Here is a 26,791-nt window from a genome sequence, read left to right as displayed (position 1 = left end):
GCGTGCCCTGCATGACAACGACACCCGCCACCGACGCCGAGGGCTGCGGAGCCCACCCCCGTTTCGCCGAGGCCCTGTCCGACTCGGGCCTCGACGGCCTGCTCGGCCGGGTCCGCAGATTCCCGGACGCGACCCGGACCGCGGCCGAGGCCGCCGCGGCGATCGGCTGCGAGCTCAGCCAGATCTGCAAGTCGCTGATCTTCGCGGCGGACGGTGTACCGGTGCTGGTGCTGATGGACGGTGCCTCGCGCGTCGACGTCGAGCGGGTCCGGCGCGAGCTCGGCGCCGAGAAGGTGACCCGGGCCGACGCGGGCGTCGTACGGGAGACCACCGGGTACGCCATCGGCGGGGTGCCGCCGTTCGGGCACCGGACGCCGACCAGGGTGCTCGCCGACCGGGCGCTGCTCACGCACGACGAGGTGTGGGCGGCGGCCGGGAACCCGCACGCGGTCTTCCCGATGGCGCCCGAGGCACTGGTGGAGCGGGCCGGGGCGACCCTGGTGGACGTGCGCGAGCGCACCGCGTGACGCCGGCCGTCACCGCGGCGGTGCTGCTCGCCGCGGTCACGCACGCCTGCTGGAACGCGATCGCCCACAAGATCACCGACAAGCTCGTCGGGTTCACCCTGATCTCCGGCGGCGGGATGCTGATCGGGTTCGCTCTGGCGCCGTTCGTGGCGTTCCCGGCGGCCGCCGCCTGGCCCTACCTCGTCGCCTCCGCCGTCATCCACATCGCCTACTACGCCCTGCTGATGCGGTCCTTCCGGCTCGGCGACTTCGGGCAGGCCTACCCGATCGCCCGCGGCAGCGCGCCGCTGGTGGTCACCGGGCTGGCCGCCCTGTTCGCCCACGAGGTGCCCGACGGCTGGGCGGCGGCCGGTATCGCGCTGTCCTGCGCCGGGCTGACCGGTGTCGCTCTGTGGGGGCTGCGCGGGCGGCAACCCAACTGGGCGGCGATCGGGGCCGCGCTCGCGACCGGGCTGTGCATCGCCGCGTACACCGTGGTGGACGGGCTGGGCGTACGGTCCTCGGGGACCTCCCTCGGGTACGTCGCCTGGCTGATGATCGCCGAGGGGTTCGTCCTGCCCGCCTACGCGTTCCACGTCTGGCGCGGGCAGACGCTCGCCCGGCTGCGGCCCTTCGCCGGGGTCGGCCTGCTCGGGGCCGGGCTGTCGGTCGCGGCGTACGGGCTGGTGCTGTGGGCGCAGACCAAGGCCGAGATGGCGCCCATCGCCGCGCTGCGCGAGTCCTCGATCCTGGTCGGCGCGGCGATCGGGGCCGTCGTCTTCAAGGAGCGGTTCGGCGCGCCCCGGATCTGGGCGGCCGGGCTGCTGGTCATCGGGATCGGGCTGATGCTGCACACAGGGTGAGGGATCTGACCGGACTCGTCCCGATTGGGTGCGGTCATGCCGTGCCGGGGGCACCCTGGAAGCAGGTGTTCCGGAGGTGATCGTCATGATGCACACCACTGTGGGATGGCATGTCGAGCTGGAGTTCATGGAGGACGAGCAGCACACCAAAGCGGCCGCGATGGTACGCCTGCCCGACGGGACCGAGGTACGGGGCCACGGGCACGCCAGCAGGCACCAGACCGACTCCAATCAGCCGCGGGTCGGGGAGGAGATCGCCGGTGCGCGGGCGCTCGACCAGATCGCCCGGCAGCTGCTGTCCAAGGCGCACGGAGAGATCGACCAGGCGTCCGGGCGTACGTCGCACCCCATCCACATGTGAGGCGCCCCGCCCTGTCGGCGCGTCAGTCCCCGCTGGTGAGGGCCGTCCGTACGGCCCTCACCAGTGCCTGTGCCCGCGGGTCCGCCGTCACGCTCTTGCGGAAGCCGTTGGTGACATAGCCGAAAGCGACACCGGTCTCCGGGTCGGCGAAGCCGAGGGCGCCGCCGCGGCCGGGGTGGCCGAAGGAGGTGGGGTTCAGCAGCGGGGACGCGCTGCCGTGCAGCATGTAGCCGAGCCCGAAGCGGGTGCCGACGACGAGCACGCGGTCCTCGCCGAAGGACTGCTCGCCACGGGCCAGTTCGGCGCTCTGCGGCGTGAACAGACGCCGTCCGCCGTCCACTTCGCCGATGAGCGAGGCGTAGATCCGGGCCAGGCCGTCGGCGGTGGCGATGCCGTTGGAGGCGGGCAGGGCGGCCGCGTGGTAGGCCGCGTCGTTCTCGTCGGGGAGCGGGGTGATCGCGGCGAAGGCGCGGCGGGTGAGCGAGTCCGGGTCGGCGTAGGCGTCGGCGACCGCGCGCTTGGGGCGGGTCCGCAGCGCGCCCGCGGCCTCGGGTATCTCGGCCGGACCCACCCGGCCCACCCGGGCGGTCTCGGCGTCCGGCAGCCCCAGCCAGAAGTCCGCGCCGGCCGGCCCCGCGATCTCCTCGGCGATCCACGCGCCGATCGGCCGTCCGGTGACCCGGCGCACCAGCTCGCCGGTCAGCCAGCTGAAGGTCTGCGCGTGGTAGCCGTGTCCGGTGCCGGGCTCCCAGGCGGGTTCCTGCGCGGCGACGGCCTGTGCCCCGAGGTCGGGGTCGGCGGCCTCCGCGGGCGTCAGCGGCCGGTCCAGGACGGGCACGCCCGCGCGGTGCGCGAGCAGATGCCGGACGAGGGTGCGCTCCTTGCCGGCCGTCTTGTACTCCGGCCACCACCGGCCGACCGGCGCGTCCAGGTCCAGCTCGCCGCGCTGGTGCAGCAGCAGGAGAGCGGCGGCGGCGACACCCTTGGTCGCCGACCGCACGATCTGCGCGGTGCCGTGCTCCCAGGGGGCGGTGCCGTCGATGTCCCTGGTCCCGCCCCACAGGTCGACCACGCGGTGGCCGTCGCGGTACACGGAGACGGCGGCGCCGCGGTCGCCGAGCACCTCGAAGTTGCGTACGAACGCCTCCCTGACCGGCTCGAAGCCCTCGGCCACAGTGCCGTGCACGTCCACGTCCGTATGTCCTTTCCGCCCCGCCTTCGACAGCGGTTCCAACAAGCTCGGGCCGCCTGCGACTCCTCATCGGCCGGCGGTTCCCGATCCGGCTACGGAAGGGTACGGCGTCAGCCGAGCACGATGGTGACGTCGATGTTGCCCCGGGTGGCATTGGAGTACGGGCAGACCTCGTGCGCCGCGTCCACCAGCTTCGCCGCGACCTGCGGGTCCAGCACCGGCAGCGACACGCTGAGCGCGACCGCGAGGCCGTAGCCCTGGTGCGCGTTGGGGCCGATGCCGACCTTCGCGGCGACCGTGGAGCCGGTCAGGTCCAGGCCCGCCCTGCGGCCCACCAGGACGAGCGCGTTGTGGAAGCAGGAGCTGTAGCCGGCCGCGAACAGCTGCTCCGGGTTGGTGCCGTCGCCGTCCCCGCCCAGCTCCGGCGGCACCGCGACCTTCAGCCCGATGTGGCCGTCCTGGCTCGTGACGTACCCGTCGCGGCCGCCGTGCGCGGTCGCCTCGGCGACGTACATGATCTTCTTCGGACGGGTGTCGACGACGGCACCTTCGACCACGACGGGACCTCCCCCTGGGTGTGCGGACTGCGGGCAACACGGAAGTGCACAACTACATCGTGCACAAGGTACCGACCGGTAGGGGAGCCGGGTACGGGCAGGGGTGGGAAACCGCGGGTAACCACAGGCGCCCCGGTCAGCGTGTGCGGGTCGCCGCCTCGTCCGCCCGCTCCGCGAGCCCGCGCAGCTCCTCGCGCAGCCGTGCGATCGCCGGGCCTTCGAGTCCCGTCGCCCGCAACAGGGCGCCGGGGACGCCGGCCGCGCGCTCCCTGAGCTCCTCGGCGCGGCCCGTGCACGCGACACGCACCGACCGCTCGTCCCGAGCCGACCGCTCCCGGCGCACCAGACCGGCCGCCTCCAGGCGCTTCAGCAGCGGCGAGACCGTGCCGTAGTCGAGGCGCAGGGCGGCCGCGAGCTCCTTGACCGTGCTCTCGCCGCGCTCCCACAGCACGAGCAGCACCAGGTACTGCGGGTAGGTGAGGCCCAGTTCGTCCAGGAGGGGCCGGTACGCGGCCGTCACCGCGCGCTGGGCGGCGTACAGCGCGAAACACAGCTGCTCGTCCAGCAGCAGCGACCCGGCGGGGGTCTCGGGGTGCTTCTCGTCCTGACGCGTCACGCGCCCATTGTCACGGACCGGGGGTCGAAGCCGAAGGGCAGCTCCAGCCGATGGGCGCGCATCAGGTCGTCGTCGGCCAGCAGCGTGCCGGTCGGGCCGTCGGCGGCGATCACACCCTCGCTGAGGATCAGCGCCCTCGGGCACAGCTCCAGGGCGTACGGCAGATCGTGGGTGACCATCAGGACGGTGACGTCCAGGGAGCGCAGGATGTCGGCGAGTTCGCGACGGGAGGCGGGGTCCAGGTTGGAGGACGGCTCGTCGAGGACGAGGATCTCCGGCTCCATGGCGAGCACGGTGGCGACCGCCACCCGGCGGCGCTGGCCGAAGGAGAGGTGGTGCGGCGGGCGGTCCTTGAAGTCCGCCATGCCGACCTGCTCCAGCGCCCGGTCGACGCGCGCCTCCAGCTCGGCGCCCCTCAGTCCGGCCGCGGCGGGCCCGAAGGCCACGTCCTCGCGGACCGTCGGCATGAACAGCTGGTCGTCGGGGTCCTGGAAGACGATGCCGACCTTGCGGCGGATCTCGGCCATGTGCTGCCTGCCGACCGGCAGTCCGGCGACCGTGACCCGGCCCGCGCCGCCGGCCAGGATGCCGTTGAGGTGCAGCACGAGGGTGGTCTTGCCCGCGCCGTTCGGGCCGAGCAGGGCGACCCGCTCGCCGCGTCCGATCGAGAAGTCCACGCCGAACAGGGCCTGGTGGCCGTCGGGGTAGGCGAAGGCGAGGCCGGAGACCTCCAGCGAGAATGTCACCGGACCCTCCGAATCCCGTCGCGCGATCGGCTCGCGTCGATCACGAGCGGTGCGTTGCGTGAACCAGTCATGCGCATTCCTTCTGACGTTCGCAGTGCGAACCGGGCAGGTTCCGTGCCGGCCGGCTTCGGGGGAGCAAGGCCCTTCGGGTCGCCGACCCGTGGGGCCTCCTGAGCCAGGAATCCCCCTGCTTCTACCGGGGGAGGGTTCAAAGGGTCCATCCCAGCAGACACACGACGAGAGCCGCGCCCGGGAGCGTGAGGGCATGCGTCCACTGTGTGCGGGAGGCGGTCACCTCGTCGATGACAGGCATCGAACCGGCGTAGCCGCGGCTGACCATGGCGAGGTGGACGCGCTCGCCGCGTTCGTAGGAGCGGATGAACAGCGCGCCCGCCGACGTGGCGAGCACGCCCCAGTGCCGCAGCCCGCGGGCTTCGAAGCCGCGTGACTCGCGGGCGATCCGCATGCGGCGCATCTCGTCCGTGATGACGTCGCCGTAGCGGATCATGAAGGACGCGATCTGCACCAGCAGCGGCGGCAGTCTGAGCCGTTGCAGGCCGAGCAGCAGCTCGCGCAGCTCGGTGGTGGAGGCGAGCAGGACGGAGGCGGCGACGCCCAGGGTGCCCTTGGCGAGGACGTTCCAGGCGCCCCACAGGCCGCTGACGCTCAGGGAGACGCCGAGCACCTCGGTGCGCTCGCCCTCCGCCACGAAGGGCATCAGCACGGCGAACGCGACGAACGGCACCTCGATCAGCAGCCGCTTGAGCAGGAACCCCGCGGGCACGCGCGCGTGGGCCGCGGTGCCCGCGAGGAGCGCGGCGTAGAGCCCGAAGGCCCACATCGCCTCGCGCGGGGTCGACACCACGACCACCACGAAGGCGAAGGTGGCGACGAGCTTGGTGTGCGGCGGAAGCGCGTGCACGGGCGAGTGCCCGTGCCGGTAGAGCTTGTGCGCGTGCCCGGCCCCCATGTCAGGCGCTCGCGGTCACGGAGGTGTCGGTGACCTCGGCCGAACGCCGTCGGCGGACCGCCCAGAACACCCCGCTGCCGGCCACGACCGTGACGCCGACACCGATGACGCCGGCCAGGCCCCCGGACAGCCGGGCGTCGTCGACGTCCTTGACGCCGTAGTCGGCCAGCGGGGAGTCCGCGTTCGCGTGGTCCTCGGCCTTCTTGTCGATGCCGTGGTCGGCGGCGACCTTCTCCAGGCCGTCGGGGCTGGCGGAGGCGTAGAAGCTGACGACGCCAGCGAGTACCAGGGAGGCGGCCAGGCCGGTGAGCCACACCTTGCGGGTGGGGCGGGCGGCGACCGGGACCGGGCGGGCGGCGGGGGCGTCGACGAGTTCGCCGTTCACCCGCAGCTTCAGCGGCCGGTGCAGGTCGCGGGCGCCGTACACCAGGTCGGGGCGGACGGCGAGGACGGCGCCGACGGTGAGCGAGGTGATCACGGCCTCGCCGAGGCCGATCAGGACGTGGACGCCCACCATGGCGGTGGCGACCTTGCCGATGGAGACGTCGGTGGTGCCGCCGACGGCGTACAGCGCGGTGAAGGCGAGCGCCGAGACCGGCACGGAGAGGAGAGCGGCGACGAAGGTGGCGGCGGTCACCGAACGGCGGGTGCGCGGCAGGACCTTCACCAGGCCGCGGAAGACGGCATAGGCGACGACGGTCGTCACGACGGCCATGTCGGTGATGTTCACGCCGAGCGCGGTCAGGCCGCCGTCGGCGAACAGCACGCCCTGCATCAGCAGGACCACCGACACACACAGCACGCCTGTGAAGGGGCCGACGAGTATCGCGGCCAGGGCCCCGCCCAGCAGATGGCCGCTGGTTCCGGCGGCCACGGGGAAGTTCAGCATCTGCACGGCGAAGATGAACGCCGCGACGAGTCCGGCCAGCGGCGCGGTCCGCTCGTCGAGCTCGCGGCGCGCGCCGCGCAGGCTCACGGCGACGGCTGTGGCGGCCACGACTCCGGTGGCGAGGGACGTGGGGGCGTTGATGAATCCGTCAGGCACATGCACCGTTCGATGATAGTGGCTTAATGCGAATCACTTGCAAGAGCGTGTAGGCACTAATTACTGGACGGAATCATGATGCCGGGGGGCGCGACGTGGAATATGTGCGACATTGGGGGGAAATCGGAAGTAAAGCTTTCATTCAGGTCACGCAGCGTTAGGGGCCTGCCGATGTCTGTAGTCGAGCAGTACGCACGAGCCCACATAGTCAAGGACACCGACGTCACGGTGCTGGAAGAACGCGGAGCCGTCCCCGTCGTGCTGCGCTATGACCCGGACATCGATCCCCGCGCGATCCGGGTCGGCCTGCCCGGACCGCACGAGTGGACCTTCTCCAGGTCCCTGCTCGAACAAGGATTGCGTGCCCCGGCCGGCAACGGAGAGGTACGCGTGTGGCCCTGTGGCCGGGTTCAGGCCGTCGTCGAGTTCCACTCCTCGCAGGGCGTCGAGGTCGTGCAGTTCGACTCCAAGGCGCTGCTGCGCTTCCTGCGCCGGACGTACATCGCCGCGGCACAGCCCGTCGCCCACTGAGCGATCCGGATCACCGGCCGCCGCGGCTCACCCAGCGGTACGCAACGGCCGCCGCGGCTCACCGACCGGAGCGGGTGTGCGGCCTCAGCCGCCCGCCTTCAGCATGGCCGCCACGATCGGGCCCGCGGTGTCGCCGCCGTGGCCGCCCGCCTGGACCACGCCCGCGGCCGCAAGATCTCCCCGGTACGCCGTGAACCAGCCGTTGGGCTTCTTCTGCCCGTCGACCTCCGCCGAACCGGTCTTGGCGCCCACGTCGCCGGTGACGCCCCGCATGGCCTCGGCCGCCGTACCGTACGCCGCCGTGTACGCCATCACGTCCCGCACCTGCGCGAGCGCGCCCGCCGACAGCCGGCGCGAGGCGGTCGCCAGTGTGCGCCCGTCCACCGCGGGGGCGACCAGGTAGGGCTGGTGGAAGGTGCCCGACTGGATCGTCGCCGAGACCGACGCCATGTTCAGCGGGTTCATCCGCACCCCGCCCTGTCCGATGAGCGAGGCCGCCATCTGCGCCTGCGACTGCACCGGCACCGCCCCGTCGAACGTCGGCACCCCGACGGCCCAGTTGTCCATGCCCAGCCCGAACACCTGCTGCGCCTGCCGGGTCAGGTCCGAGTCCTTCAGCTTCGGCGCCTGACTGATGAAGGCGGTGTTGCAGGAGCGGGCGAAGGCCGCCTTGAACGTGCCGTTCTTGATCTCGAACTTGTCGTCGTTCTGGAACTTCCAGCCGCCGTAGGTGAAGAACTTCGGGCACGGGTGCGTCTTTTCCGCCGACGCCAGCTTCTTCTCGAACAGCATCGAGGAGGTGACGACCTTCATCGTGGAGCCCGGCGCGAGGGAGCCCTGGAAGGCGGTGTTGAAGCCGGGGGAGGAGTTGGCGACGGCGAGGATCTCGCCCGTCGACGGGCGCAGCAGCACCACCGAGGCGCGCTCACGGGTGGCGACCTGCTGCTCCGCCTGGGCCTGGAGGGCCGGGCTCAACGTGGTCTCCACCGTGCCGGGCGTGCCCTCGCTCAGCTCCAGCAGCGTCTTGTCGGACAGTTGCGCGTCGGCCGACTTCGAGGCCTTGCCCCGCACCACGCGCAGTTCGATCCCCGCGGTGCCGCCGGCCGTCTTGCCGTACTTCTCGCGCAGCCCGTCCAGGACCGGGGCCAGCGACGGGTACTCCTTCACGCTCAGCTCGCCGCCCTCGCGGTCCAGCGCCTTGACCGGCGGGGTGCCCGTCGCGCCGGTGACCAGCCGGTCGCCGTCCTTGAGATCGGGGTGCACGACCGCGGAGTCCCACCGCACCAGCGGCTTGCCGTCGGCCTTGTTCCGTACGACCGTGAGGGCGCTGGTGTAGGTCAGCGGCTTGCTGACGGTGCCGTGGGTGACGGTGCCCTTGACGGTGAAGGGCACCTTGGCGCCCTGGCGGACGCCGGGGGTGAGGGTGACGCCCTTGACGCGGGCGTCCTTGGCGTAGCCGGTGAGCAGGGTGGTGGCGGCGGTGGCGTCGTCGGTGGCGGCCGCGGCGGCGGTCACCTGTCCTCGCTGCCAGGCGGTGAGGAAGCGCTGGGAGGCCGTGGTCACCTCGGTGGCGGACAGCGGGCCGGTCCTGACCGACTCGCGCTCGGTGCCGGCCGCGGTGTCGTCGGCGGCGGCGCCCGAGCCGTAGAGCACATAGCCGCCGATGCCGGCGGCGCCGACGACCGCGGCGATCACCGACCCGATGACGGCGGGACTGCCGGTCCGTCTCTGCGGGACGCGCCTTCTCTTGCCCACTGCTGTCCGTTCCTCCGCTTCGAGTCCTCGGGGTCCCGTCGCCCGCGTGCCCTGTTGTCGTTGCCGTCGTTCCCCTCACTGTCCCAACGACAGTGTCATGCTCCGGTCCCGACCTGCCGGGGTGACGTCGGCCACCCGTGGGTCGGTTCCGGACCGTTCACCCGCCCGCCCGCAGGACCTGCGCCACGATCGGCCCGGCCGCGTCGCTGCCGTGGCCGCCCTGCTGGGCCATCGCGGCGGCCGCGACATCACCGCGGAATCCGGTGAACCAGCTGTTGGAGGTGGCCTGTCCGTCGACCTCGGCGGAGCCGGTCTTCGCGCCGATGTCGCCGCCCAGGCCGGACATGGCCTTCGCTGCGGTGCCGCTCGTGGCGGTGCGGTTCATCAGGGCGCGCAGTTGGCCCACCGTGCTCTGCCGCAGGCCCTCGGCCCGGGCGAGCGGGCGGCCGTCCAGGCTCTGCGGCACGATCACCGGCTGGCGGAACGAGCCCGTGATGGCGGTCGCCGTGACGGACGCCATGTTCAGCGGGCTCATCTGCACCTTGCCCTGGCCGAGCAGCGCGGCCGCCGTGTCCGGGCCCTCGGAGACCGGGACGCTGCCGTCGAACGTGGTGACGCCGGCCTTCCAGTCGTCACGGCCGAGCCCGAACCGCTCCTGCGCTTCCTTGGTGAGGGAGTCGTCCTGGATCTCGTCGGCGAACTTCACGAACGCGGTGTTGCAGGAACGGGCGAAGCTGTCGGCGAGCGTGGCGGCCTCGTTCGGCCGGAGTCCCTTGAGGTTGTTGAAGGTATGGCCGTCCGAGAGCGCGTTCGGGGGACAGGGGGCCGGTCCGTCCGCCGTGGTCAGGCCGTTGTCGATGAGCATCGCCGCGCTGATGATCTTCATGGTGGAGCCGGGTGCCAGCTCGCCCTCGAAGGCTGCGTTCCACTTGTCCACGCGGTTGTTGGCGACCGCGAGGATCTCACCCGTGCTCGGCTTGACCGCGACCACGGACGATTCCTCGAAGCCGGTGACGGCCTTCTCGGCGGCCGCCTGCACCCGCGGGCTGATCGTGGTCGGCAGCCGGCCCGCCCGGCCCTCGGTGAGGGTCAGCAGTGCCGTGTCGGCCGCGCCGGTCGCGGTGTGCCGGACCGACAGCTCCACCCCGCGCGTGCCGCCCGCCTCATGGCCGTAGCGCTTGCGCAGATCGTCCAGGACCGGGCCCAGCGAGGGGTACCTGTCCTTCGTCAGGACGCTGCCGTCGCGCGCGACCGCCTCGATCGGCGGGCTCGCGGACTCCTCCGTGACCAGGGTGTCGCCCTTGCCCAGCTCGGGATGGACCACCGTGGGCTGCCAGTCGACCAGCGCCCGCCCGGTCGTGATCCCGCGCACCACCGTCAACTCGGTGTCGTACTCCAGCGGCTTGGTCCGCCCCTTGTACGAGACGGTCGCCCGCACCGAGTAGGGCACGGTGGTGCCGGCCGGCGTGCCCGGCGTGATGTGCACATCCGTCAGATGCGCGCTGCCGCCGAACGACGTCAGCACCGGCTCGGCGTCCACCGCGTTGTTCGTGAACGACGCGGCCCGCGCGCCCCGGCCCTGTTCCCAGGCGGCGAAGAACTCCTTCGTGGTCGCGGCGATCTCGTCACTGTCCGGCGGTCCGCTCTTCGCGGACGTCGAGCCGGCCGTGCCCGAGCCGTCGTCGCCGCCCAGCGCGGACACCAGATTGAACGCGCCGTACCCGGCGCCGCCGAGCATCGCCGCGAACACCGCCCCGACGACAGCTCCCTTGACCCCCTTGCGCATCGCGCGGTCCCTCCCGTGTCCCCCGTTTCACTTCCCTTGCACTGTAAGGGGCGGCGCCGACATCCGGGGCGGGTGCCCGGCTCTCCAGACCGAAACCTGGGACCGTGTCAGACCCAGGTGTCCAGCCACATCCGCGACCGCCAGTCGTCTATGGGGATGGCCGTACCGGTGTAGATCGGCCAGAAGTAGATGAAGTTCCAGGCGATCAGCAGGACCAGTACGCCCGCGCTCGTCGCCCCGGCCACGCGGCGGGTGTCGCCCGAACCCGGGGGGCCCACCAGCGTGCCGACCAGCATCGCCACCGCCAGGCAGAGGAACGGCACGAACACCACGGCGTAGAAGAAGAAGATCGTGCGCTCCTGGAAGAAGAACCAGGGCAGGTAACCCGCCACGATCGCGCAGGCGATGGCGCCCGCGCGCCAGTCGCGGCGGAAGAACCAGCGGTAGAGCACGTACAGCAGCGCGAAGCAGCCCACCCACCACAGCACCGGCGTGCCGAGCGCCAGCACCTCGCGTGCGCACTTCTCGCCCGCGTCTGCCGGGCAGCCGTCCCGGCCGGGCGCCGGGGACTCGTAGAAGTACGACACCGGGCGGCCCAGCACGATCCAGCTCCACGGGTTGGACTCGTACGTATGCGGCGAGGACAGCCCGACGTGGAAGTCGTACACCTGGGTCTCGTAGTGCCACAGGCTGCGCCACCAGTCCGGGAACAGCCAGGACCAGGAGCTGTCGCGGCCGTCCTTGACGGCCCAGTCGCGGTAGTAGCCGCCGGTGCCGTCGGCCGGGGACAGGATCCACCCGGTCCACGAGAGCAGATAGGTGAGGACGGCGACGGGCACGGTCGCCAGGAACGCGAAGCCCAGGTCGTACTTGAACACCGCCAGGTACGGGTGGCGGGCCCCCGCCACCTTGCGGGAGCCGATGTCCCACAGCACGGTCATGAGCCCGAACGCGGCCAGGAAGTACAGGCCGTTCCACTTGGTGCCGATGGCCAGGCCCAGCATCAGTCCCGCGGTCCAGCGCCACGGCCGCAGGCCCAGCCGCAGCGTGTCGGCGACCTGGGCGCTGGGGCGCACCCGGCCGTCCTCGTCGGCCGGCAGCGCGGCGGCGAGCCTGGCCCGCGCGTTGTCGCGGTCGATCACCAGACAGCAGAACGCCGCCAGGACGAAGAACATCAGCACCCCGTCGAGCAGCGAGGTGCGGCTCATCACGAAGTGCAGACCGTCCACCGCCAGCAGCGCGCCCGCCAGGCAGCCCAGGAACGTCGAGCGGAACAGCCGCCGCCCCACCCGGCACACCATCAGCACCGACAGCGTGCCGAGCAGCGCGGTCATGAACCGCCAGCCGAACGGGTCGAACCCGAAGATCAGCTCGCCCAGCCCGATGACGTACTTGCCGACCGGCGGATGCACGACGTACGCGGCGTCCGTCGGGATCGGGACGTGCCCGCCCGTGGACAGGACCAGGTCGTTGGCGTTCTTGTCCCAGTTCACCTCGAAGCCGCGGTGGACGAGCGCCCACGCGTCCTTCGCGTAGTACGTCTCGTCGAATATCACCGCCTTCGGGCTGCCCAGGTTCCAGAACCGCAGGACGCCCGCGAACAGCGTCACCAGCAGCGGGCCGAGCCAGCCGGACAGCCGGTTGAACCGCTCGGCGAGGGCGGGCGGCGCGCCGAACACCGACCACAGCCGCGGCGAGTGCTCGGCGTACGGCGGCACCAGCCGGTCCCGGACATCGCCCTCGGGCCGCGCCGCGTAGCCGAACCGGCGCAGCCGCTGCTGCCACGACGGCCGCTGGTCGTGCGGGGCCTGCTCATGGCGGAGGTCCGTCGAGGACGCGGAGGACGCGGTACTGGTCACCGCGCCATCGTAGGGAACGGTGCTGTGTGAGTCCCGTGCATGCGGTGGATGCGTCGGACGCGGGTGACTTCCCAGGGGGCCTCGGCGGCCTCCGGGAGAGCGGGCCTGTTCCCTTTGGGAGGATGGGGGGGTGACTGGAACCCTTGTTTTGGCGGGCACCCCCATCGGCGACCTCGCGGACGCGCCGCCCCGGCTGGCCGCGGAGCTGGCCGGCGCCGACGTGGTCGCGGCCGAGGACACGCGGCGGCTGCGCCGGCTGACCCAGGCGCTGGGCGTGACGACCAAGGGCCGCGTGGTGTCGTACTTCGAGGGCAACGAGTCCGCGCGCACGCCCGAGCTCGTCGAGGAACTCCTCGGCGGCGCACGCGTGCTGCTGGTCACCGACGCCGGGATGCCGTCCGTGTCCGACCCCGGCTACCGGCTGGTCGCCGCCGCCGTCGAGAAGGACGTCCGCGTCACCGCCGTGCCCGGCCCGTCCGCCGTGCTCACCGCGCTCGCCCTGTCCGGGCTGCCCGTCGACCGCTTCTGCTTCGAGGGGTTCCTGCCCCGCAAGGCCGGCGAGCGGCTCGGCCGGCTGCGGGAGGTGGCCGAGGAGCGGCGCACGCTGGTCTACTTCGAGGCGCCGCACCGGCTCGACGACACCCTGGCGGCGATGGCCGAGGTGTTCGGCGCCGACCGGCGCGCCGCGGTGTGCCGTGAACTGACCAAGACCTACGAGGAGGTCAGGCGCGGTCCGCTGGCCGAGCTGGCCGCGTGGGCCGCCGAGGGCGTGCGCGGGGAGATCACCGTGGTCGTCCAGGGCGCGCCCGACAGGGGACCCGAGACGCTCGACGCGGCCGAACTGGTGCGCCGGGTGCGGGTGCGCGAGGAGGCGGGCGAGCGGCGCAAGGAGGCCATCGCGGCGGTTGCGGCGGAGGCCGGACTGCCCAAGCGGGAGGTCTTCGACGCGGTCGTGGCGGCGAAGAACGCGGGAGCCCGATCCATGCCCGCCGGCGGCTGATTTCTGGGCAAAGGCCGTGTGCCCCCAGGCAAAGGCCGTGTGCCCCAAGGCAAAAGCCGGGCGCCCCAAAGCAAAGCGCGAGCCTCTCAGCAGGGGCGCCGCGGCAAGGAACGCCCAAATCGGCTCCAACACTCGACAGGTCCGTCGCGCCCGCGCGGGCCGAGGAGTCCACTGGTGGAGGGACTTCCGGGGACGCACCCGTCCCCGCCCACCAGCGGACTCAGGAGCTGGCATGACAGAGATCGCCGGTATCGGCCACCGGGCGCGGCCGCCCGCCTCCCTCCCCGTCGCCAACGAGTCGTATTCCTTCGCCTGTATGCACTGCGGACACGGCTGGGAGCAGTCGTATGTGATCGAGCACCACCTCGACGTCGAGGGGCGGGAGTTCGTCACCTACGTCGCCGACGACCGTGTCGTCCCCTCGCCGCTGAGCCGGCCGCTGTGCGAGCACTGCGACAGCCATGTCGTGCGGATCATGCGGGCCGGGCAGGTGGCCCTGGTGCTGAACGCGGGCCGGCCGCGGCCGCGCGAGAAGGCGCCGGTGCCGGGCCGGGAGACCCGGGCGCGGCACCGGTGGCATCTCCCGGACCTCCTGCACGCCTTCCGGCGCCGGGCGAGCTGAGAACCCGGGGGCCGGGCCTGGGGAACCTGTCGGGCATGCCCCTTTCGTAGGATCGGGGCATGCCTTCGAACGCCGCCGACAAGAACGCCGCGCCGCCGCTGCCCGTGCCCCTCGCGGTGCCGGTCGCCGACTCCCACACCCACCTCGACATGCAGTCCGGCACAGTCGAGGAGGCCCTGGCGAAGGCGGCGTCGGTCGGGGTGACGACCGTGGTGCAGGTGGGCTGCGACGTGGCCGGCTCGCGCTGGGCCGCCGCGACCGCCGCGGTCCACGACGCCGTCCACGCGACCGTCGCCCTGCACCCCAACGAGGCCCCGCGCATCGTCCACGGCGACCCCGACGGATGGTCCCGGCAGGGCGCGCGGCAGCCCGGCGGCGAGGCGGGCCTGGACGAGGCGCTCGCCGAGATCGACCGGCTCGCCGCGCTGTCGCAGGTCAAGGGCGTCGGCGAGACCGGCCTGGACTACTTCCGCACCGGTGAGGACGGCAAGGCCGCGCAGGAGCGCTCCTTCCGCGCCCACATCGAGATCGCCAAGCGGCACGGCAAGGCGCTGGTCATCCACGACCGCGACGCCCACGCCGACGTGCTGCGCGTGCTGAAGGAGGAGGGCGCGCCGCAGCGGACGGTCTTCCACTGCTACTCCGGCGACGCCGAGATGGCCGAGATCTGCGCCCGCTCCGGCTACTTCATGTCCTTCGCCGGCAACGTCACCTTCAAGAACGCCCAGAACCTGCGGGACGCGGTGGCGGTGGCCCCGCTGGAGCTGCTGCTGGTGGAGACGGACGCGCCGTTCCTCACGCCCGCGCCGTACCGCGGACGGCCCAACGCCCCGTATCTCATCCCGGTCACGGTGCGCGCGATGGCCGCCGTGCGGGGCATCGACGAGGACGCGCTGGCGACGGCCCTCGCGGCGAACACGGCCCGCGCCTTCGGCTACTGACGCAGGGCGGCCCCGGCATCGTCCGAGGGCCCGTCCGCCATCACGCCGCGACGGTGTGTAGTCGCGTCGCTTTGGAGAGTGACGGCGGCTCCGCTAGGTTCTGGTGGCCCGATCGGGACCCCTCTGGACTCCTGGAGCGTGTCGGCGTGAGCGATTCGCCGTACGTGCGCGACGAGCGGTACACGCGCACCCCCGAGTACGACCCGTTCGACCACCCGGTCCCCGCGTACGCCCCCGGCACCGGCGGCCCGCCGTACACCGCCCCCTTCGACCCGCACACCGCCGAGACGCTGGGGTACGGCGAGACCTACCCGCAGCCCCGCACGGGCGCCCCCTACCTGGCGCCCCACGCGTCGCCTTACGCGTTCGCGCCCGAGGACGTCCACGCGTCGGGCACGGACACCTACGCCCCCGCCTACGAGTCCGCCGCCGCGTCGCCGCGCCGCCGGACGGGGGGCTCGCCGGGGGAGGGCGACCCGCCCGCGCCGGCCCAGCGGGGCGCCCGGGCGTACGGGGGCGACCCGGCGAGCGATGACCCGTACGGCGACCCTGGTGTGCCCGCCCGACCCGTGCCGTACGAGGCGCGCGCCGACGGGGAGGGCCGGGCCGCGCGCCGACGCCGGGCGCGGGGCGCCGGGCAGACGGACGCCGCGCCGCGCCCCCGCAGCCCCGCACACCCCCAGGACCCCGAGCACCTGCGAAGCCCGGAGCACCACCACAGCCCCACGCTCCCCTACGGCGTCGGCCCCGTCCGCCCCCCGCGCGCGGACGGTCCCGTGCGCCGGCTGCTGCCCCGGGCACTGGTCGTCGCCTTCCTCGCCGGTGGCACGACCGCCTTCGTCGCCGAGGACAAGGCCGTGGAGCTGAGCGTCGACGGCCGTCCCAGGACGCTGCACACCTTCGCCGACGACGTGACCGAGCTGCTGGCGCAGGAGGGCGTCGTGGTGGGACCGCACGACATGGTGGCGCCCGCTCCGGGCACGGAGCTGGAGAGCGGCGACGAGGTCGCGGTGCGCTACGGGCGCCCTCTCCGGCTCACGCTCGACGGGCACCGGCGCGAGGTGTGGACGACGGCGCACACCGTGGAGGGCGCGCTGGAGCAGCTGGGTGTGCGCGCCCAGGGCGCGTACGTGTCGACCTCCCGCTCGCGGCCGATCGGACGCGAGGGCCTGGTCCTGGACGTGCGCACCGAGCGCTCCGTGACGATCATGGCCGACGGCCGCGCCCGCACCATCCGCACCAACGCGGCGACCGTGCGCGAGGCGGTCGAGCAGGCCGGGATCACCCTGCGCGGCCAGGACGCCATCTCCGTCCCGCAGGGCAGCTTCCCGCGCGACGGGCAGACCGTCACCGTGCTGCGGATCACCGGCACGAAGGAGGTGCGTGAGGAGCGCATTCCGTTCGAGGTGCGATGGACCGAGGACCCGACGCTGTTCAAGGGCACCGAGGTCGTCGAGCGCCCAGGACTGCCGGGCCTGCGCCGGGTCACCCTCCATCTGCGCACGGTCAACGGCGTCCGGCAGAAGCCGCGCCTGGTCGAGACCGAGACCGTGCGCGAGCCGCGCGACCAGCTGGTGAAGGTGGGCACCAAGGCGCTGCCGGCCTCCGTGCGGGGGGCCGACGGCCTCGACTGGCAGGCTCTCGCCGTGTGCGAGTCGGGCGGACGGCCGGACGCGGTCGACTCCTCCGGCACCTACGGCGGCCTGTACCAGTTCGACACCCGGACCTGGCAGAGCCTCGGCGGCAGCGGCCGCCCGCAGGACGCGCCCGCGGCCGAGCAGACCTTCCGCGCGAAGAAGCTGTACATGCGCCGAGGCGCGAGCCCCTGGCCGCACTGCGGGGCCCGGCTGCACGGATGAGGAACCGCCCGGCCGCCCGGCGGAGGCGGCTGCCCGGCTGCCCCGGGGAGTCCGGCCGCCCCGCTGCCCTGGGGAGTCCTGCGGAGCCCGGCCGCCCGGCGGAGCCCGGCTGCCCCGCTGCCCGGCTGAGCCCGGCTGCCCCGGGAGTCCGGCTGCCCGGCTCGGCGGAGTCCGGCCGCCACGGGGAGTCCGGCCGCCCTACGGAGTCCGGCCGCCCCGCTGCCCCGGGGAGCCCGGCTGCCCGGCGGAGCCCGGCTGCCCCGCGGAGCCCGGCCGCCCGGGTGATCCGTCGGGGCGGGGCGGCGGGCCCCCGTACCCTTGTGCCGTGAGCAGCCCCACCCCCGACGCCCTTCTCGGCCCCACCGACGTCCGCGAACTCGCGGCCGCCCTCGGTGTGCGCCCGACCAAGCAGCGCGGCCAGAACTTCGTGATCGACGCCAACACGGTCCGCCGTATCGTGCGGACCGCCGAGGTCCGCCCCGAGGACGTGGTCGTCGAGGTCGGCCCGGGGCTCGGCAGCCTCACCCTCGCCCTGCTTGAGGTCGCCGACCGGGTCACGGCCGTCGAGATCGACGACGTCCTCGCCGCCGCGCTGCCCGCCACGATCGCGGCCCGCATGCCCGAGCGGGCGGAGCGCTTCGCGCTGGTCCACTCCGACGCCATGCACGTGGGCGAACTGCCCGGCCCGGCGCCGACGGCCCTGGTGGCGAACCTGCCCTACAACGTGGCCGTGCCCGTCCTGCTGCACATGCTCGACACCTTCCCGACGATCGAGCGCACCCTCGTCATGGTGCAGGCGGAGGTCGCCGACCGGCTCGCCGCGCCGCCCGGCTCGAAGGTGTACGGCGTGCCGTCCGTGAAGGCGAACTGGTACGCCGAGGTCAAACGGGCCGGTGCCATCGGCCGCAACGTCTTCTGGCCCGCTCCGAACGTCGACAGCGGGCTCGTCGCCCTGACCCGCCGCACCGAGCCGGTCAAGACCCGGGCGACCAAGCGGGAGGTCTTCGCCGTCATCGACGCGGCCTTCGCCCAGCGCCGCAAGACGCTGCGCGCGGCCCTCGCCGGCTGGGCCGGTTCCGCGGCCGCCGCCGAGGCCGCCCTCGTCGCGGCCGGGGTGTCCCCGCAGGCGCGCGGCGAGTCCCTGACCGTCGAGGAGTTCGCGCGGATCGCCGAGCACAAGGAGACCGGCAAGTGAGCGTCACCGTACGGGTCCCGGCCAAGGTCAACGTGCAGCTCGCGGTCGGCGCCGCCCGCCCGGACGGCTTCCACGACCTGGCCAACGTCTTCCTCGCGGTCGGGCTGTACGACGAGATCACCGTCACCCCGTCGCCGGACGGACTCCGCGTCACCTGCGAGGGACCCGACGCCGGGCTGGTCCCCCTGGACGACTCCAACCTCGCCGCCCGCGCCGCCGTCGCCCTCGCCGCACGCCACGGCCGCACGCCCGACGTCCACATCCACATCACCAAGGACATCCCCGTCGCCGGCGGCATGGCCGGCGGGAGCGCCGACGGCGCGGGCGCGCTGCTCGCCTGCGACGCCCTGTGGGGCACGGGCGCCTCGCGCGAGGAACTGCTGGAGATCTGCGCCGAGCTGGGCAGCGACGTGCCGTTCAGCCTCGTGGGCGGCGCCGCGCTGGGTGTCGGCCGGGGGGAGCGGTTGACGCCCCTGGAGGTGGGCGGCGCCTTCCACTGGGTGTTCGCCCTCGCCGACGCGGGGCTGTCGACCCCCGCGGTCTTCCGCGAGTTCGACCGCCTCACGCAGGGCACGGACGTCCCCGAGCCGGTCGCGTCCCCGGACCTGACGGCCGCCCTCGCCAAGGGCGACGCCCACGCCCTCGCCGCGACCCTCGTCAACGACCTCCAGCCCGCCGCGCTCTCCCTGCGCCCGTCACTGGCCGCCACACTGGACGCGGGCACCGCCGCGGGCGCGCTGGGCGCCCTGGTCTCCGGCTCGGGCCCGACGACCGCCTTCCTGTGCGACTCGGCCGCGGCGGCGCGGAAGGTCGCGGACGCCCTGAGCGCCTCGGGAACCTGCCGCGCGGTCCGTACGACACAGGGCCCCGCCGAAGGCGCCACGGTCGTCTGAGGAACAGCGCCGGCGCACCCGTACCGACGCCGTCGCCGCCCCGGCCCACCGCGACGACCCGCGCCGCGTGGCGGCCGAGGACCACATCGGCCCCTGGCGGCGGGGGCCGACCCGGAGGGCCTCCCGCTGCCGGCGGTCCGGTACCACCCGCGGCGCCCGCAGGAGCGGGCGAGCGGCGCCCGACGGCGCGGCCGGTCTCCGGGCGCGCCCCCCGTGTCCGACTACTCTGGATGGTCGATCCATCCTCGCGCTCAGGAGTGAAATGGCCGTCAATCTGGTCAATGTCGAGAACGTCAGCAAGGTGTACGGCACGCGTGCCCTGCTCGACGGCATCTCCCTGGGTGTGTCCGAAGGCGACCGCATCGGCGTGGTCGGCCGCAACGGCGACGGCAAGACGACGCTGATCCGCATGCTGGCGAAGCTGGAGGAGGCCGACACCGGGCGCGTCACCCACGCGGGCGGGGTGCGGATGGGCGTGCTCACCCAGCACGACTCGCTCGACCCGGAGGCGACCGTCCGGCACGAGGTCATCCGGGACATGGCCGACCACGAGTGGGCGGGCAACGCCAAGGTCCGCGACGTGCTGACCGGCCTGTTCGGCGGCCTGGACCTGCCCGGCTTCCCCAAGGGGCTGGACACCGTCATCGGCCCGCTCTCCGGCGGTGAGCGACGCCGGATCGCGCTGGCCAAGCTGCTCATCGAGGACCACGACCTGATTGTGCTCGACGAGCCCACCAACCACCTCGACGTCGAGGGCATCTCCTGGCTCGCCCAGCACCTGCGGGAGCGCCGCTCGGCGCTGGTGTGCGTCACCCACGACCGCTGGTTCCTGGACCAGGTCTGCACCCGCATGTGGGACGTGCAGCGCGGAGCGGTCTACGAGTACGAGGGCGGCTACTCCGACTACGTCTTCGCGCGCGCCGAGCGCGAGCGGATCGCGGCGACCGAGGAGGTCAAGCGGCAGAACCTGGTCCGCAAGGAGCTGGCCTGGCTGCGCCGCGGCGCCCCCGCCCGCACCTCCAAGCCGCGGTTCCGGGTGGAGGCCGCCAACGAGCTGATCAAGGACGTGCCGCCGCCCCGGGACAGCAGCGAGCTGATGAAGTTCGCGTCCTCACGGCTCGGCAGGACCGTGTTCGACCTGGAGGACGTGAGCATCCAGGCGGGTCCCAAGGTGCTGCTCAAGCACGTCACCTGGCAGCTCGGCCCCGGTGACCGGATCGGCCTGGTCGGCGTCAACGGCGCGGGCAAGACCTCCCTGCTGCGGGCGATGGCCGAGGCCGCGCGCACCGAGGGCGAGGCACAGCCGGCCGGCGGCCGGGTCACCGTCGGCAAGACCGTGAAGCTGGCCTACCTCTCCCAGGAGGTCGCCGAACTCGACCCCTCCTGGCGCGTCCTTCAGGCCGTGCAGCAGGTGCGCGAGCGCGTGGACCTCGGCAAGGGGCGCGAGCTGACGGCCGGCCAGTTGTGCGAGACGTTCGGCTTCAACAAGGAGAAGCAGTGGACGCCGGTCGGCGACCTGTCCGGCGGTGAGAGGCGGCGCCTGCAACTGCTGCGCCTGCTCATGGACGAGCCCAACGTCCTCTTCCTCGACGAGCCCACCAACGACCTCGACATCGAGACCCTCACGCAGCTGGAGGACGTCCTAGACGGCTGGCCCGGCTCGATGATCGTCATCTCCCACGACCGGTTCTTCGTCGAGCGCACCACCGACAGGGTGTTCGCCCTCCTCGGCGACTCCGCCCTGCGGATGCTGCCCCGCGGCATCGACGAGTACCTGGAGCGCCGCAAGCGGATGGAGGAGGTGGCCGCGGCCGCCGCCCCGGCCGCCGCGCCGAAGCCCGCCGCGGAGAAGAGCGCCGCCGACCAGCGCGCCGCGAAGAAGGAACTGCAGAGGATCGAGCGGCAGTTGGACAAGATCTCCGAGAAGGAGACCAAGCTGCACGCGCAGATCGCCGAGCACGCCACCGACTTCGCGAAGGTCGCCGAACTCGACGCCGAACTGCGCGCTTTGTCCGGCGAGCGCGAGGAGCTCGAACTGCGCTGGCTGGAACTCGCCGAGGACGCCTGAGAATCGGGGCCCGCCCGCGGTACCGGCGCGCGTGGAGGTGGCGCGCGGCGCGTGAAGGGGGCGTGAAGGCGCGTAACGGAGCCATCACGGCCCGGTCCTCCCTTGGGAACAGGGGAGGAGCCGGGCCTCTTGACTGTCGGTGGCGAGTGATAGAAAGGGCCGTCTGAGAACGGTCTGAGACCGAACGGCTCTGGGTCCATCACAAACCTCAGGGCGTGGCTAAAAATCAGTGAACGAGGGGGAAGACGCTGATGACTCAGCCGCCCGATCAGCCGCCGCAGGGCGGTTTCGGAGCACCGCAGAACCAGCCGCAGGGCGGCGGCTTCGGCGCGCCCCAGCCACCGCCGCAGCAGCCGGCCCAGCCGCCTCAGACCCCACCGGCCCCGCAGCCCGGTTACGGCTACCCGCAGCAGCCGGGCCCCTACGCCCAGCCCGGCCCCTACGCCCAGCCGGGCCCGTACGGCCAGCCGCAGCAGCCGGGGCCGTACACCCAGCCGCAGCAGCCCGGCCCCTACGGCCAGCCCGGTCCTTACGGCCAGCCCCAGCAGCCCGGCCCGTACGCCCCGCAGCCCGGCTACGGCTACCCGCAGCAGCCCCAGTACCCGGGCGCGCCGGTGCCCCCGCCGCCCGGCGGCGGCTCCCGCAACCCCTTCAAGGGCAGGCCCGCGGTGATCGTCGGAGCGGCGGTGGCCGCTCTGCTCGTCGTCGGCGGCACGGTGTTCGCGGTGACGAGCGGTGGCGACGACAAGGACAAGGACAAGAAGCCGGTCGCCCAGCAGAGCGACGACGACAAGCCGTCCGCGTCGGACACCCCGGTCAACCCCGGTGACGGCGGCGGTGACGGCGGCGGTGACGGCGGCGAGGACCCGGAGAACCTCAACGAGGGCCGCAAGCCCGGCGAGGCGAAGGTGCTCTGGTACAAGGAGGCGCCCGACGCGCCCGGTTCCGGCGCCGACGCCCCCGGCATGTGGATCAACGACAAGACCGCGGTCAAGGCGGCGTACAAGCAGGTCTTCGCCTACAACGTCGGTGACGGCGCCCCGGCCTGGGACCCGATCACCCTCCCGCAGAAGATCTGCGCGACGACCCCGCAGAAGTCCGCCGACGAGAAGATCGTCGTGGCGTACATGAGCGGCGCCAGCGACCGCGCCAAGTGCAACCAGCTCCAGCAGATCGACCTCGCCACCGGCGAGAAGGGCTGGACCGCCGAGGTCGCGGACGGCGCCCTGTTCGACAGCGCGATCACGATCGAGCTGTCGCTGGCCGGCGACACGCTGCTGGTGGGCCGCTCGCAGTCGGGCGTGGCGTACGACGCCGGGACCGGCAAGAAGCTGTACGAGAAGAAGAAGTACGGCGACTCCTGCTACCCGACCGCGTTCGCGGGCGGCACCCGGCTGATCTCCGTCGCCTCCTGCGGCGCCGGCACCCCGACCGAGCACGAGGAGCTCCAGGAGCTCGACCCGAAGACCGGCCAGGTCAAGTGGACGTTCAAGTACGACAAGGGCTACCGGATCAACCGGACCCTGTCCCTCGACCCGCTGGTGGTCTACAGCGAGAACGAGGACGACAAGACGTGGAACATCGCCACGTTCACGGCCACCGGCAAGGTCCGCTCCCAGGTCGACACCAAGGAGTCCATCGCCCCCGACTGCGGCTGGGCCATCCTCCAGCGTGACCTGACCGGCTGTCAGGGCGTCGCCGTCGGCGGCGACATGCTCTACCTGCCCACCGAGGCCACCGGCAGCGCCAACGAGATCCTCGCGATCAGCCTGGCCACCGGCAAGGAGAAGTGGCGGGTGAAGTCCCCCACCGAGGAGTCGGTGCTGCCGCTGAAGGCGGAGGGCGGCAATCTGATCGCCTACGTGGAGCCCTCGTACGAGGAGGGCGGCCAGGTCGTGTCGATCCCGGCCGCGGGCACCGCGCACGAGCCGACGACGCTGCTGCAGAACCCCGGGAGCGTCGCCGACATCGAGGACAGCTTCTTCTCGCGCGACCTGGAGTGGACGGACGGGCGGCTGTACCTGTCGTCGACCCGGCTCACCGGCAATGACCAGGACCAGGAGAAGCTGATGATCGTCTTCGGCAAGTGACCCGGCGGGGCCGGCCCCGCCGGCCCCCGGCTCGCGCACGATCATCCGCCGCCCCTGCCCGCTTCCGCTCCCGTCCCATCGAGGTACGCACACCATGAGCACCCCGCCCCCGCCGCCCGGCCCGCCGCCGCAGGACCAGCCGCCCCAGCAGCCCGGTTTCGGCGCCCCGCAGCCGCCGCAGGCGCCCCCGGCAGGTCCGGCCCCGCAGCCCGGGGGCTACGGGCAGCCCCAGCCGCCCCAGCCCCAGCCGGGCTACGGCTACCCGCAGACCGCGCCGCAGCCCCAGCCCGGGTACGGCTACCCCGGCCAGCAGCCGGGCCCCTACGGCGGCCAGCCCGGCCAGCCCAACCCGTACACCCAGCCCCAGCAGGGTGCCTACCCGCAGGGCTACGGCTATCCGCAGGCGACGGTCCCGATGGCCCCGGCCGCGCAGCCGTCCGGCGGACGGCGGATCAACGCCCAGCTGGGGATCATCGGTGCGGCGGTCGTGGCCATCGCGCTGATCATCGGCGGCGGCATCTGGTACGCGGGCTCCGGCGACAAGGGCGGCAAGGACGACACCTCGAAGTCCAGCGGCGGCACCACCGGCGGCGGTGGCGGCGACGACGACAAGCAGGGCGGTACCACCACCGGCGAGGCCGCCGAGAAGGTGCCCTCCGACCCGGCCTCCAAGGTGCTCTTCCAGGTGCCGATGCCGAAGGTGGGCGAGGACGACACGATCGTCGTCGAGGGCTCCTGGCTGACCGACAGCGTGTACGCCAAGAGCGGCATCGCGCAGATCGTCGGCTACGACCTCGACAAGGGCACCGAGAAGTGGACGGTCGAACTGCCCGGCCCGGTGTGCCACGCCAGCCGGTTCGTCGGCGACGGCAACAAGGTGGCCGTCGTCTTCCAGCCGAGGATGCCCGCCAAGAACTCCTCCGAGGGCTGCAGTCAGCTCGCCGCGATCGACCTGGCGGCCGGCACCAAGCTGTGGACGAAGACCGCCCAGCTCGGTGACTCGGACATCTCCTGGGACAACGTCACGGTCAGCGGCTCCACGGTCGCCGTGGGCAGCACCAGCGGCGGCGCCGCCTTCGACCTGGCCTCGGGCGACGCCCTGTGGTCCCCGAAGCCGACCGACACCTGCTACGACGCCGGGTACGGCGGCGGCCCCAAGCTGGTCGCGCTGCGCAAGTGCGGCCAGTACGGCAACCGCACGCTGCATGTGCAGACCATCGACCAGAAGTCCGGCAAGGTCGTCTCCGAGTACAAGATGGCCGAGGGCATCGAGTACGCCAGCATCGTCTCCACCGATCCCCTGGTGGTGGCCGCCGAGGTCGGCGACTCCAGCGGTGACTCCGCCCGCATCCTGGACTTCTTCGCCATCGACAACAAGACCGGCAAGCTGCGCAACCACATCGCGGCCCCCGACGACCAGTACTCCGTCGATTGCGACGGCATCTCCCAGGTCGAGGACTGCTCGGGCGTGGTCGTCGGCAACGACCGGCTGTACCTGCCGACCAAGGAGCACGACGGCGCCACCGAGTACAGCGACACCAACGAGATCGTCGCCTTCGACCTGGCCACCGGCAAGGAGACCGGCCAGCGCGCGGACGCCGGTGACGACTACGCGCTGGTGCCGCTGCGCATGGACGGCCCGAACCTGATCGCGTACAAGACCCCGCCCTACGACAATGGCGGCCAGGTCGTGAGCATCGACGGAGGCTCCTTCAAGCAGACGAAGCTGCTGGAGAACCCCGGCGACCAGAAGATCCGTGACGCGGAGTCCCGCTTCCTGCCCAGCAGCGCCGAGATCAAGTTCGCCGGGGGCCGGCTGTTCATGGCGGACGTCTACGCCAGCAGCCTGGGCTCGATCTCCGGGGAGCCCGACTACCTCTTCATCGCCTTCGGCACGAGCTGAGCCCCGCCGGGCGATCGTGCGCCGGACCCCGTCCCTGTTCAGGGGCGGGGTCCGGCGCGTTGTCGTGCAACACCGTCGAATGAGAGGAATTTCGGCGATCCGGGGCACTTCTCACGAGTAGGGGGAGCGCAACGTCGAACAAGCGTGTAGCTTCCGGGTGCAGGTGAGGGCGGGGACGCCGGGGCCCCGGTGATCGGGGCCTGTCCGAGGGGACCTTGGGGACCCACGGGGCGTCCAGGGGGACTGGGGGGTCTCGATGGGAGTGCGGCTCATGGTGGTCGACGACCACCGTTTGCTGGCCGAGGCGCTGGCCTCGGCACTGAAGCTGCGCGGGCACCGGGTGCTCGCGGCGGCGGCGCCCGCGGCGGGCGCCGCGGAACTGGTGATCGCGCGGGCGCCGGAGGTGTGCCTGCTGGGGACGGGCACACCGGCCGAGCCGGGCGCCTTCGACCCGGTGGTGAAGATCAAGCAGGAGCGCCCGCAGGTGGCGGTGCTGGTGCTGGGCCCGGTGCCCAGCCCGCGCGGGATCGCGGCGGCCTTCGCCGCGGGCGCCTCGGGGTACGTGCGCCATGACGAGCGCATCGAGGGGGTCGAACGGGCGATCATCAAGGCCCGGCAGGGGGAGGCGGCGGTCGCCCCGCAGTTGCTCCAGGGCGCGTTCAGCGAGCTGCTCAATCCGGCGGCCCAGCCCGACGACGAGGGCCGGCGGCTGCTGGAGATGCTGACGCCGAGGGAGGTCGAGGTGCTGGTGCGGGTCGCGGACGGGGAGGACACCCGGCTGATCGCGGCCGGGATGGGCATCGCCCCGTCCACCGCGCGCACCCATGTCCAGCGGGTCCTGATGAAGCTGGGCGTCGGCTCCCGTCTGGAGGCGGCCGCGCTGGCGGCCCGCACGGGCCTGCTGGACCGCGCGGGCCCGGCGCCGGGCCCCTCACACGACTAGGGCCTGCCCGACAGACCCTGGCAGCGCCCGCCGTAGTGCCGCCGTAGTGCACGCCGCAGCGGGCGCCGGTCACGCGGAACGCCCGCCCCGCCGACCGGCTGCCGCCGCTACTCCCGCGGTTCCCCGCCGCCTTCCGGTTCCCCGCCGTCCTTCGTCTCCCCGCCGGCCTCCGGCTCCGCGCCGGGCGGCGGCGGGGCCGTCGGGCGCAGCTTCAGCCAGGCCAGGAAGAACAGGCCGAGCAGCAGCATGCCCAGGCCGGTCCACAGGTTGATGTTGATGCCCTCGGCCTTGTCGAGGTCGGCGTCGGAGACGGTGATGCCCGCGATCGTGACGATGACGCCGTAGATCACGAACAGCACGCCGATGATCCGCCGGATGTCGAACAGCTGGGCGGCCGTCGTCGACAGCCCCTCCAGGTCGGTGACTTCCCGCTGGACGTCCTTCTCGGAGTATCCGTGGTGCTCGGACATGGTCTTTCCACCTCCTGATC

The 26,791-nt window shown here is 72.8% G+C and carries 24 protein-coding genes; 14 read left to right on the top strand and 10 right to left on the bottom strand.

All coding sequences use genetic code 11. The features are described from left to right. Positions 1-11 precede the first annotated feature (11 nt). The 3 genes from ABZZ79_RS21650 (at position 12) to ABZZ79_RS21640 (ending at position 1,730) form a co-directional block, all read left to right on the top strand. Positions 12-527 (top strand): YbaK/EbsC family protein, encoded by a 516-nt coding sequence (locus ABZZ79_RS21650; RefSeq protein ID WP_356691079.1) that lies wholly within the window; start codon positions 12-14, stop codon positions 525-527. Further along, complete coding sequence (locus ABZZ79_RS21645) at positions 524-1,369, top strand: DMT family transporter (protein WP_356691077.1); 846 nt, start codon at positions 524-526, stop codon at positions 1,367-1,369. The genes ABZZ79_RS21650 and ABZZ79_RS21645 overlap by 4 nt, the downstream gene beginning before the upstream one ends. 85 nt (positions 1,370-1,454) lie before the next feature. Beyond that, entirely contained in the window at positions 1,455-1,730 is a 276-nt protein-coding gene (locus ABZZ79_RS21640; RefSeq protein WP_356691075.1) for a DUF1876 domain-containing protein, read from the top strand. 22 nt (positions 1,731-1,752) lie between these two features. Here ABZZ79_RS21640 and ABZZ79_RS21635 read toward each other — a convergent pair whose 3' ends face one another. From ABZZ79_RS21635 to ABZZ79_RS21610, 6 genes are all read right to left on the bottom strand, one after another. Beyond that, positions 1,753-2,922, bottom strand: coding sequence for a serine hydrolase domain-containing protein (locus ABZZ79_RS21635; RefSeq protein ID WP_356691073.1), 1,170 nt, complete (start codon positions 2,920-2,922; stop codon positions 1,753-1,755). 110 nt (positions 2,923-3,032) lie between these two features. Then, complete coding sequence (locus ABZZ79_RS21630) at positions 3,033-3,437, bottom strand: organic hydroperoxide resistance protein (RefSeq protein ID WP_356691176.1); 405 nt, start codon at positions 3,435-3,437, stop codon at positions 3,033-3,035. A gap of 178 nt (positions 3,438-3,615) precedes the next feature. After that, complete coding sequence (locus ABZZ79_RS21625; RefSeq protein ID WP_356691071.1) at positions 3,616-4,095, bottom strand: MarR family transcriptional regulator; 480 nt, start codon at positions 4,093-4,095, stop codon at positions 3,616-3,618. Next, positions 4,092-4,841 (bottom strand): ABC transporter ATP-binding protein, encoded by a 750-nt coding sequence (locus ABZZ79_RS21620; protein WP_356691069.1) that lies wholly within the window; start codon positions 4,839-4,841, stop codon positions 4,092-4,094. The genes ABZZ79_RS21625 and ABZZ79_RS21620 overlap by 4 nt, the downstream gene beginning before the upstream one ends. Before the next feature lie 208 nt (positions 4,842-5,049). Beyond that, entirely contained in the window at positions 5,050-5,811 is a 762-nt protein-coding gene (cbiQ, locus tag ABZZ79_RS21615) for a cobalt ECF transporter T component CbiQ (protein WP_356691067.1), read from the bottom strand. Position 5,812: 1 nt separating this feature from the next. After that, entirely contained in the window at positions 5,813-6,862 is a 1,050-nt protein-coding gene (locus tag ABZZ79_RS21610; protein WP_356691065.1) for an energy-coupling factor ABC transporter permease, read from the bottom strand. Positions 6,863-7,027: 165 nt separating this feature from the next. On the opposite strand from ABZZ79_RS21610, the gene ABZZ79_RS21605 reads away from it, so the two are divergent. After that, positions 7,028-7,387, top strand: coding sequence for an SsgA family sporulation/cell division regulator (locus tag ABZZ79_RS21605; RefSeq protein WP_356691063.1), 360 nt, complete (start codon positions 7,028-7,030; stop codon positions 7,385-7,387). A gap of 84 nt (positions 7,388-7,471) precedes the next feature. Here ABZZ79_RS21605 and ABZZ79_RS21600 read toward each other — a convergent pair whose 3' ends face one another. From ABZZ79_RS21600 to ABZZ79_RS21590, 3 genes are all read right to left on the bottom strand, one after another. Next, positions 7,472-9,142: a penicillin-binding transpeptidase domain-containing protein gene (locus ABZZ79_RS21600; RefSeq protein ID WP_356691061.1), complete on the bottom strand. Its 1,671-nt coding sequence runs from the start codon at positions 9,140-9,142 to the stop codon at positions 7,472-7,474. Positions 9,143-9,299: 157 nt separating this feature from the next. Then, entirely contained in the window at positions 9,300-10,928 is a 1,629-nt protein-coding gene (locus tag ABZZ79_RS21595) for a penicillin-binding transpeptidase domain-containing protein (RefSeq protein WP_356691059.1), read from the bottom strand. A gap of 107 nt (positions 10,929-11,035) precedes the next feature. Continuing rightward, a complete protein-coding gene (locus ABZZ79_RS21590) occupies positions 11,036-12,787 on the bottom strand; it encodes a phospholipid carrier-dependent glycosyltransferase (RefSeq protein ID WP_356691057.1) in 1,752 nt (583 codons plus the stop codon). Positions 12,788-12,917: 130 nt separating this feature from the next. On the opposite strand from ABZZ79_RS21590, the gene rsmI reads away from it, so the two are divergent. The 10 genes from rsmI to ABZZ79_RS21540 all read left to right on the top strand — a co-directional run bounded on the left by rsmI (position 12,918) and on the right by ABZZ79_RS21540 (position 26,301). Continuing rightward, entirely contained in the window at positions 12,918-13,787 is an 870-nt protein-coding gene (rsmI, locus tag ABZZ79_RS21585) for a 16S rRNA (cytidine(1402)-2'-O)-methyltransferase (RefSeq protein ID WP_356691055.1), read from the top strand. A gap of 232 nt (positions 13,788-14,019) precedes the next feature. Further along, on the top strand, positions 14,020-14,409 hold the full coding sequence (locus ABZZ79_RS21580; protein ID WP_356691053.1) for a hypothetical protein: 390 nt from the start codon (positions 14,020-14,022) through the stop codon (positions 14,407-14,409). A gap of 59 nt (positions 14,410-14,468) precedes the next feature. Further along, positions 14,469-15,350: a TatD family hydrolase gene (locus ABZZ79_RS21575; RefSeq protein WP_356691051.1), complete on the top strand. Its 882-nt coding sequence runs from the start codon at positions 14,469-14,471 to the stop codon at positions 15,348-15,350. A 146-nt stretch (positions 15,351-15,496) separates the two neighbouring features. Next, positions 15,497-17,209 carry a ubiquitin-like domain-containing protein gene (locus tag ABZZ79_RS21570; protein WP_356691049.1) on the top strand — a complete coding sequence of 571 codons (1,713 nt, stop codon included), beginning with the start codon at positions 15,497-15,499 and terminating at the stop codon, positions 17,207-17,209. Between the two features lie 325 nt (positions 17,210-17,534). Further along, complete coding sequence (rsmA, locus tag ABZZ79_RS21565; RefSeq protein ID WP_356691047.1) at positions 17,535-18,404, top strand: 16S rRNA (adenine(1518)-N(6)/adenine(1519)-N(6))-dimethyltransferase RsmA; 870 nt, start codon at positions 17,535-17,537, stop codon at positions 18,402-18,404. Further along, positions 18,401-19,297, top strand: a complete 897-nt coding sequence (locus ABZZ79_RS21560; RefSeq protein WP_356691045.1) for a 4-(cytidine 5'-diphospho)-2-C-methyl-D-erythritol kinase — start codon at positions 18,401-18,403, stop codon at positions 19,295-19,297. The genes rsmA and ABZZ79_RS21560 overlap by 4 nt, the downstream gene beginning before the upstream one ends. A gap of 262 nt (positions 19,298-19,559) precedes the next feature. Further along, a complete protein-coding gene (locus ABZZ79_RS21555) occupies positions 19,560-21,365 on the top strand; it encodes an ABC-F family ATP-binding cassette domain-containing protein (protein ID WP_356691043.1) in 1,806 nt (601 codons plus the stop codon). A 251-nt stretch (positions 21,366-21,616) separates the two neighbouring features. After that, on the top strand, positions 21,617-23,455 hold the full coding sequence (locus tag ABZZ79_RS21550; protein ID WP_356691041.1) for a PQQ-binding-like beta-propeller repeat protein: 1,839 nt from the start codon (positions 21,617-21,619) through the stop codon (positions 23,453-23,455). A gap of 94 nt (positions 23,456-23,549) precedes the next feature. Further along, positions 23,550-25,358 (top strand): PQQ-binding-like beta-propeller repeat protein, encoded by a 1,809-nt coding sequence (locus tag ABZZ79_RS21545; protein WP_356691039.1) that lies wholly within the window; start codon positions 23,550-23,552, stop codon positions 25,356-25,358. A gap of 256 nt (positions 25,359-25,614) precedes the next feature. Next, positions 25,615-26,301, top strand: a complete 687-nt coding sequence (locus ABZZ79_RS21540) for a LuxR C-terminal-related transcriptional regulator (RefSeq protein WP_356691037.1) — start codon at positions 25,615-25,617, stop codon at positions 26,299-26,301. A 107-nt stretch (positions 26,302-26,408) separates the two neighbouring features. Here the strand turns inward: ABZZ79_RS21540 and ABZZ79_RS21535 are convergent, their stop codons facing one another. Then, a complete protein-coding gene (locus tag ABZZ79_RS21535; protein ID WP_356691035.1) occupies positions 26,409-26,771 on the bottom strand; it encodes a hypothetical protein in 363 nt (120 codons plus the stop codon). Positions 26,772-26,791 lie beyond the last annotated feature (20 nt).

The sequence above is a fragment of the Streptomyces sp. NPDC006458 genome, from assembly GCF_040612135.1.
Lineage (GTDB): Bacteria > Actinomycetota > Actinomycetes > Streptomycetales > Streptomycetaceae > Streptomyces.
Note: the sequence above shows the minus strand (reverse complement) of the source record. Positions and strands in the feature narration are given on the sequence as shown.

Bases quoted from the DNA above. Each gene is read 5' to 3' on its own strand.
- ABZZ79_RS21550 (WP_356691041.1), top strand. From the start codon at position 21,617: ATGACTCAGCCGCCCGATCAGCCGCCGCAGGGCGGTTTCGGAGCACCG.
- cbiQ (WP_356691067.1), bottom strand. From the start codon at position 5,811: ATGGGGGCCGGGCACGCGCACAAGCTCTACCGGCACGGGCACTCGCCC.
- ABZZ79_RS21555 (WP_356691043.1), top strand. From the start codon at position 19,560: ATGGCCGTCAATCTGGTCAATGTCGAGAACGTCAGCAAGGTGTACGGC.
- ABZZ79_RS21580 (WP_356691053.1), top strand. From the start codon at position 14,020: ATGACAGAGATCGCCGGTATCGGCCACCGGGCGCGGCCGCCCGCCTCC.
- ABZZ79_RS21650 (WP_356691079.1), top strand. From the start codon at position 12: ATGACAACGACACCCGCCACCGACGCCGAGGGCTGCGGAGCCCACCCC.
- ABZZ79_RS21605 (WP_356691063.1), top strand. From the start codon at position 7,028: ATGTCTGTAGTCGAGCAGTACGCACGAGCCCACATAGTCAAGGACACC.
- ABZZ79_RS21545 (WP_356691039.1), top strand. From the start codon at position 23,550: ATGAGCACCCCGCCCCCGCCGCCCGGCCCGCCGCCGCAGGACCAGCCG.
- ABZZ79_RS21535 (WP_356691035.1), bottom strand. From the start codon at position 26,771: ATGTCCGAGCACCACGGATACTCCGAGAAGGACGTCCAGCGGGAAGTC.
- ABZZ79_RS21575 (WP_356691051.1), top strand. From the start codon at position 14,469: ATGCCTTCGAACGCCGCCGACAAGAACGCCGCGCCGCCGCTGCCCGTG.
- ABZZ79_RS21630 (WP_356691176.1), bottom strand. From the start codon at position 3,437: ATGTACGTCGCCGAGGCGACCGCGCACGGCGGCCGCGACGGGTACGTC.
- ABZZ79_RS21640 (WP_356691075.1), top strand. From the start codon at position 1,455: ATGATGCACACCACTGTGGGATGGCATGTCGAGCTGGAGTTCATGGAG.
- ABZZ79_RS21540 (WP_356691037.1), top strand. From the start codon at position 25,615: ATGGGAGTGCGGCTCATGGTGGTCGACGACCACCGTTTGCTGGCCGAG.
- ABZZ79_RS21595 (WP_356691059.1), bottom strand. From the start codon at position 10,928: ATGCGCAAGGGGGTCAAGGGAGCTGTCGTCGGGGCGGTGTTCGCGGCG.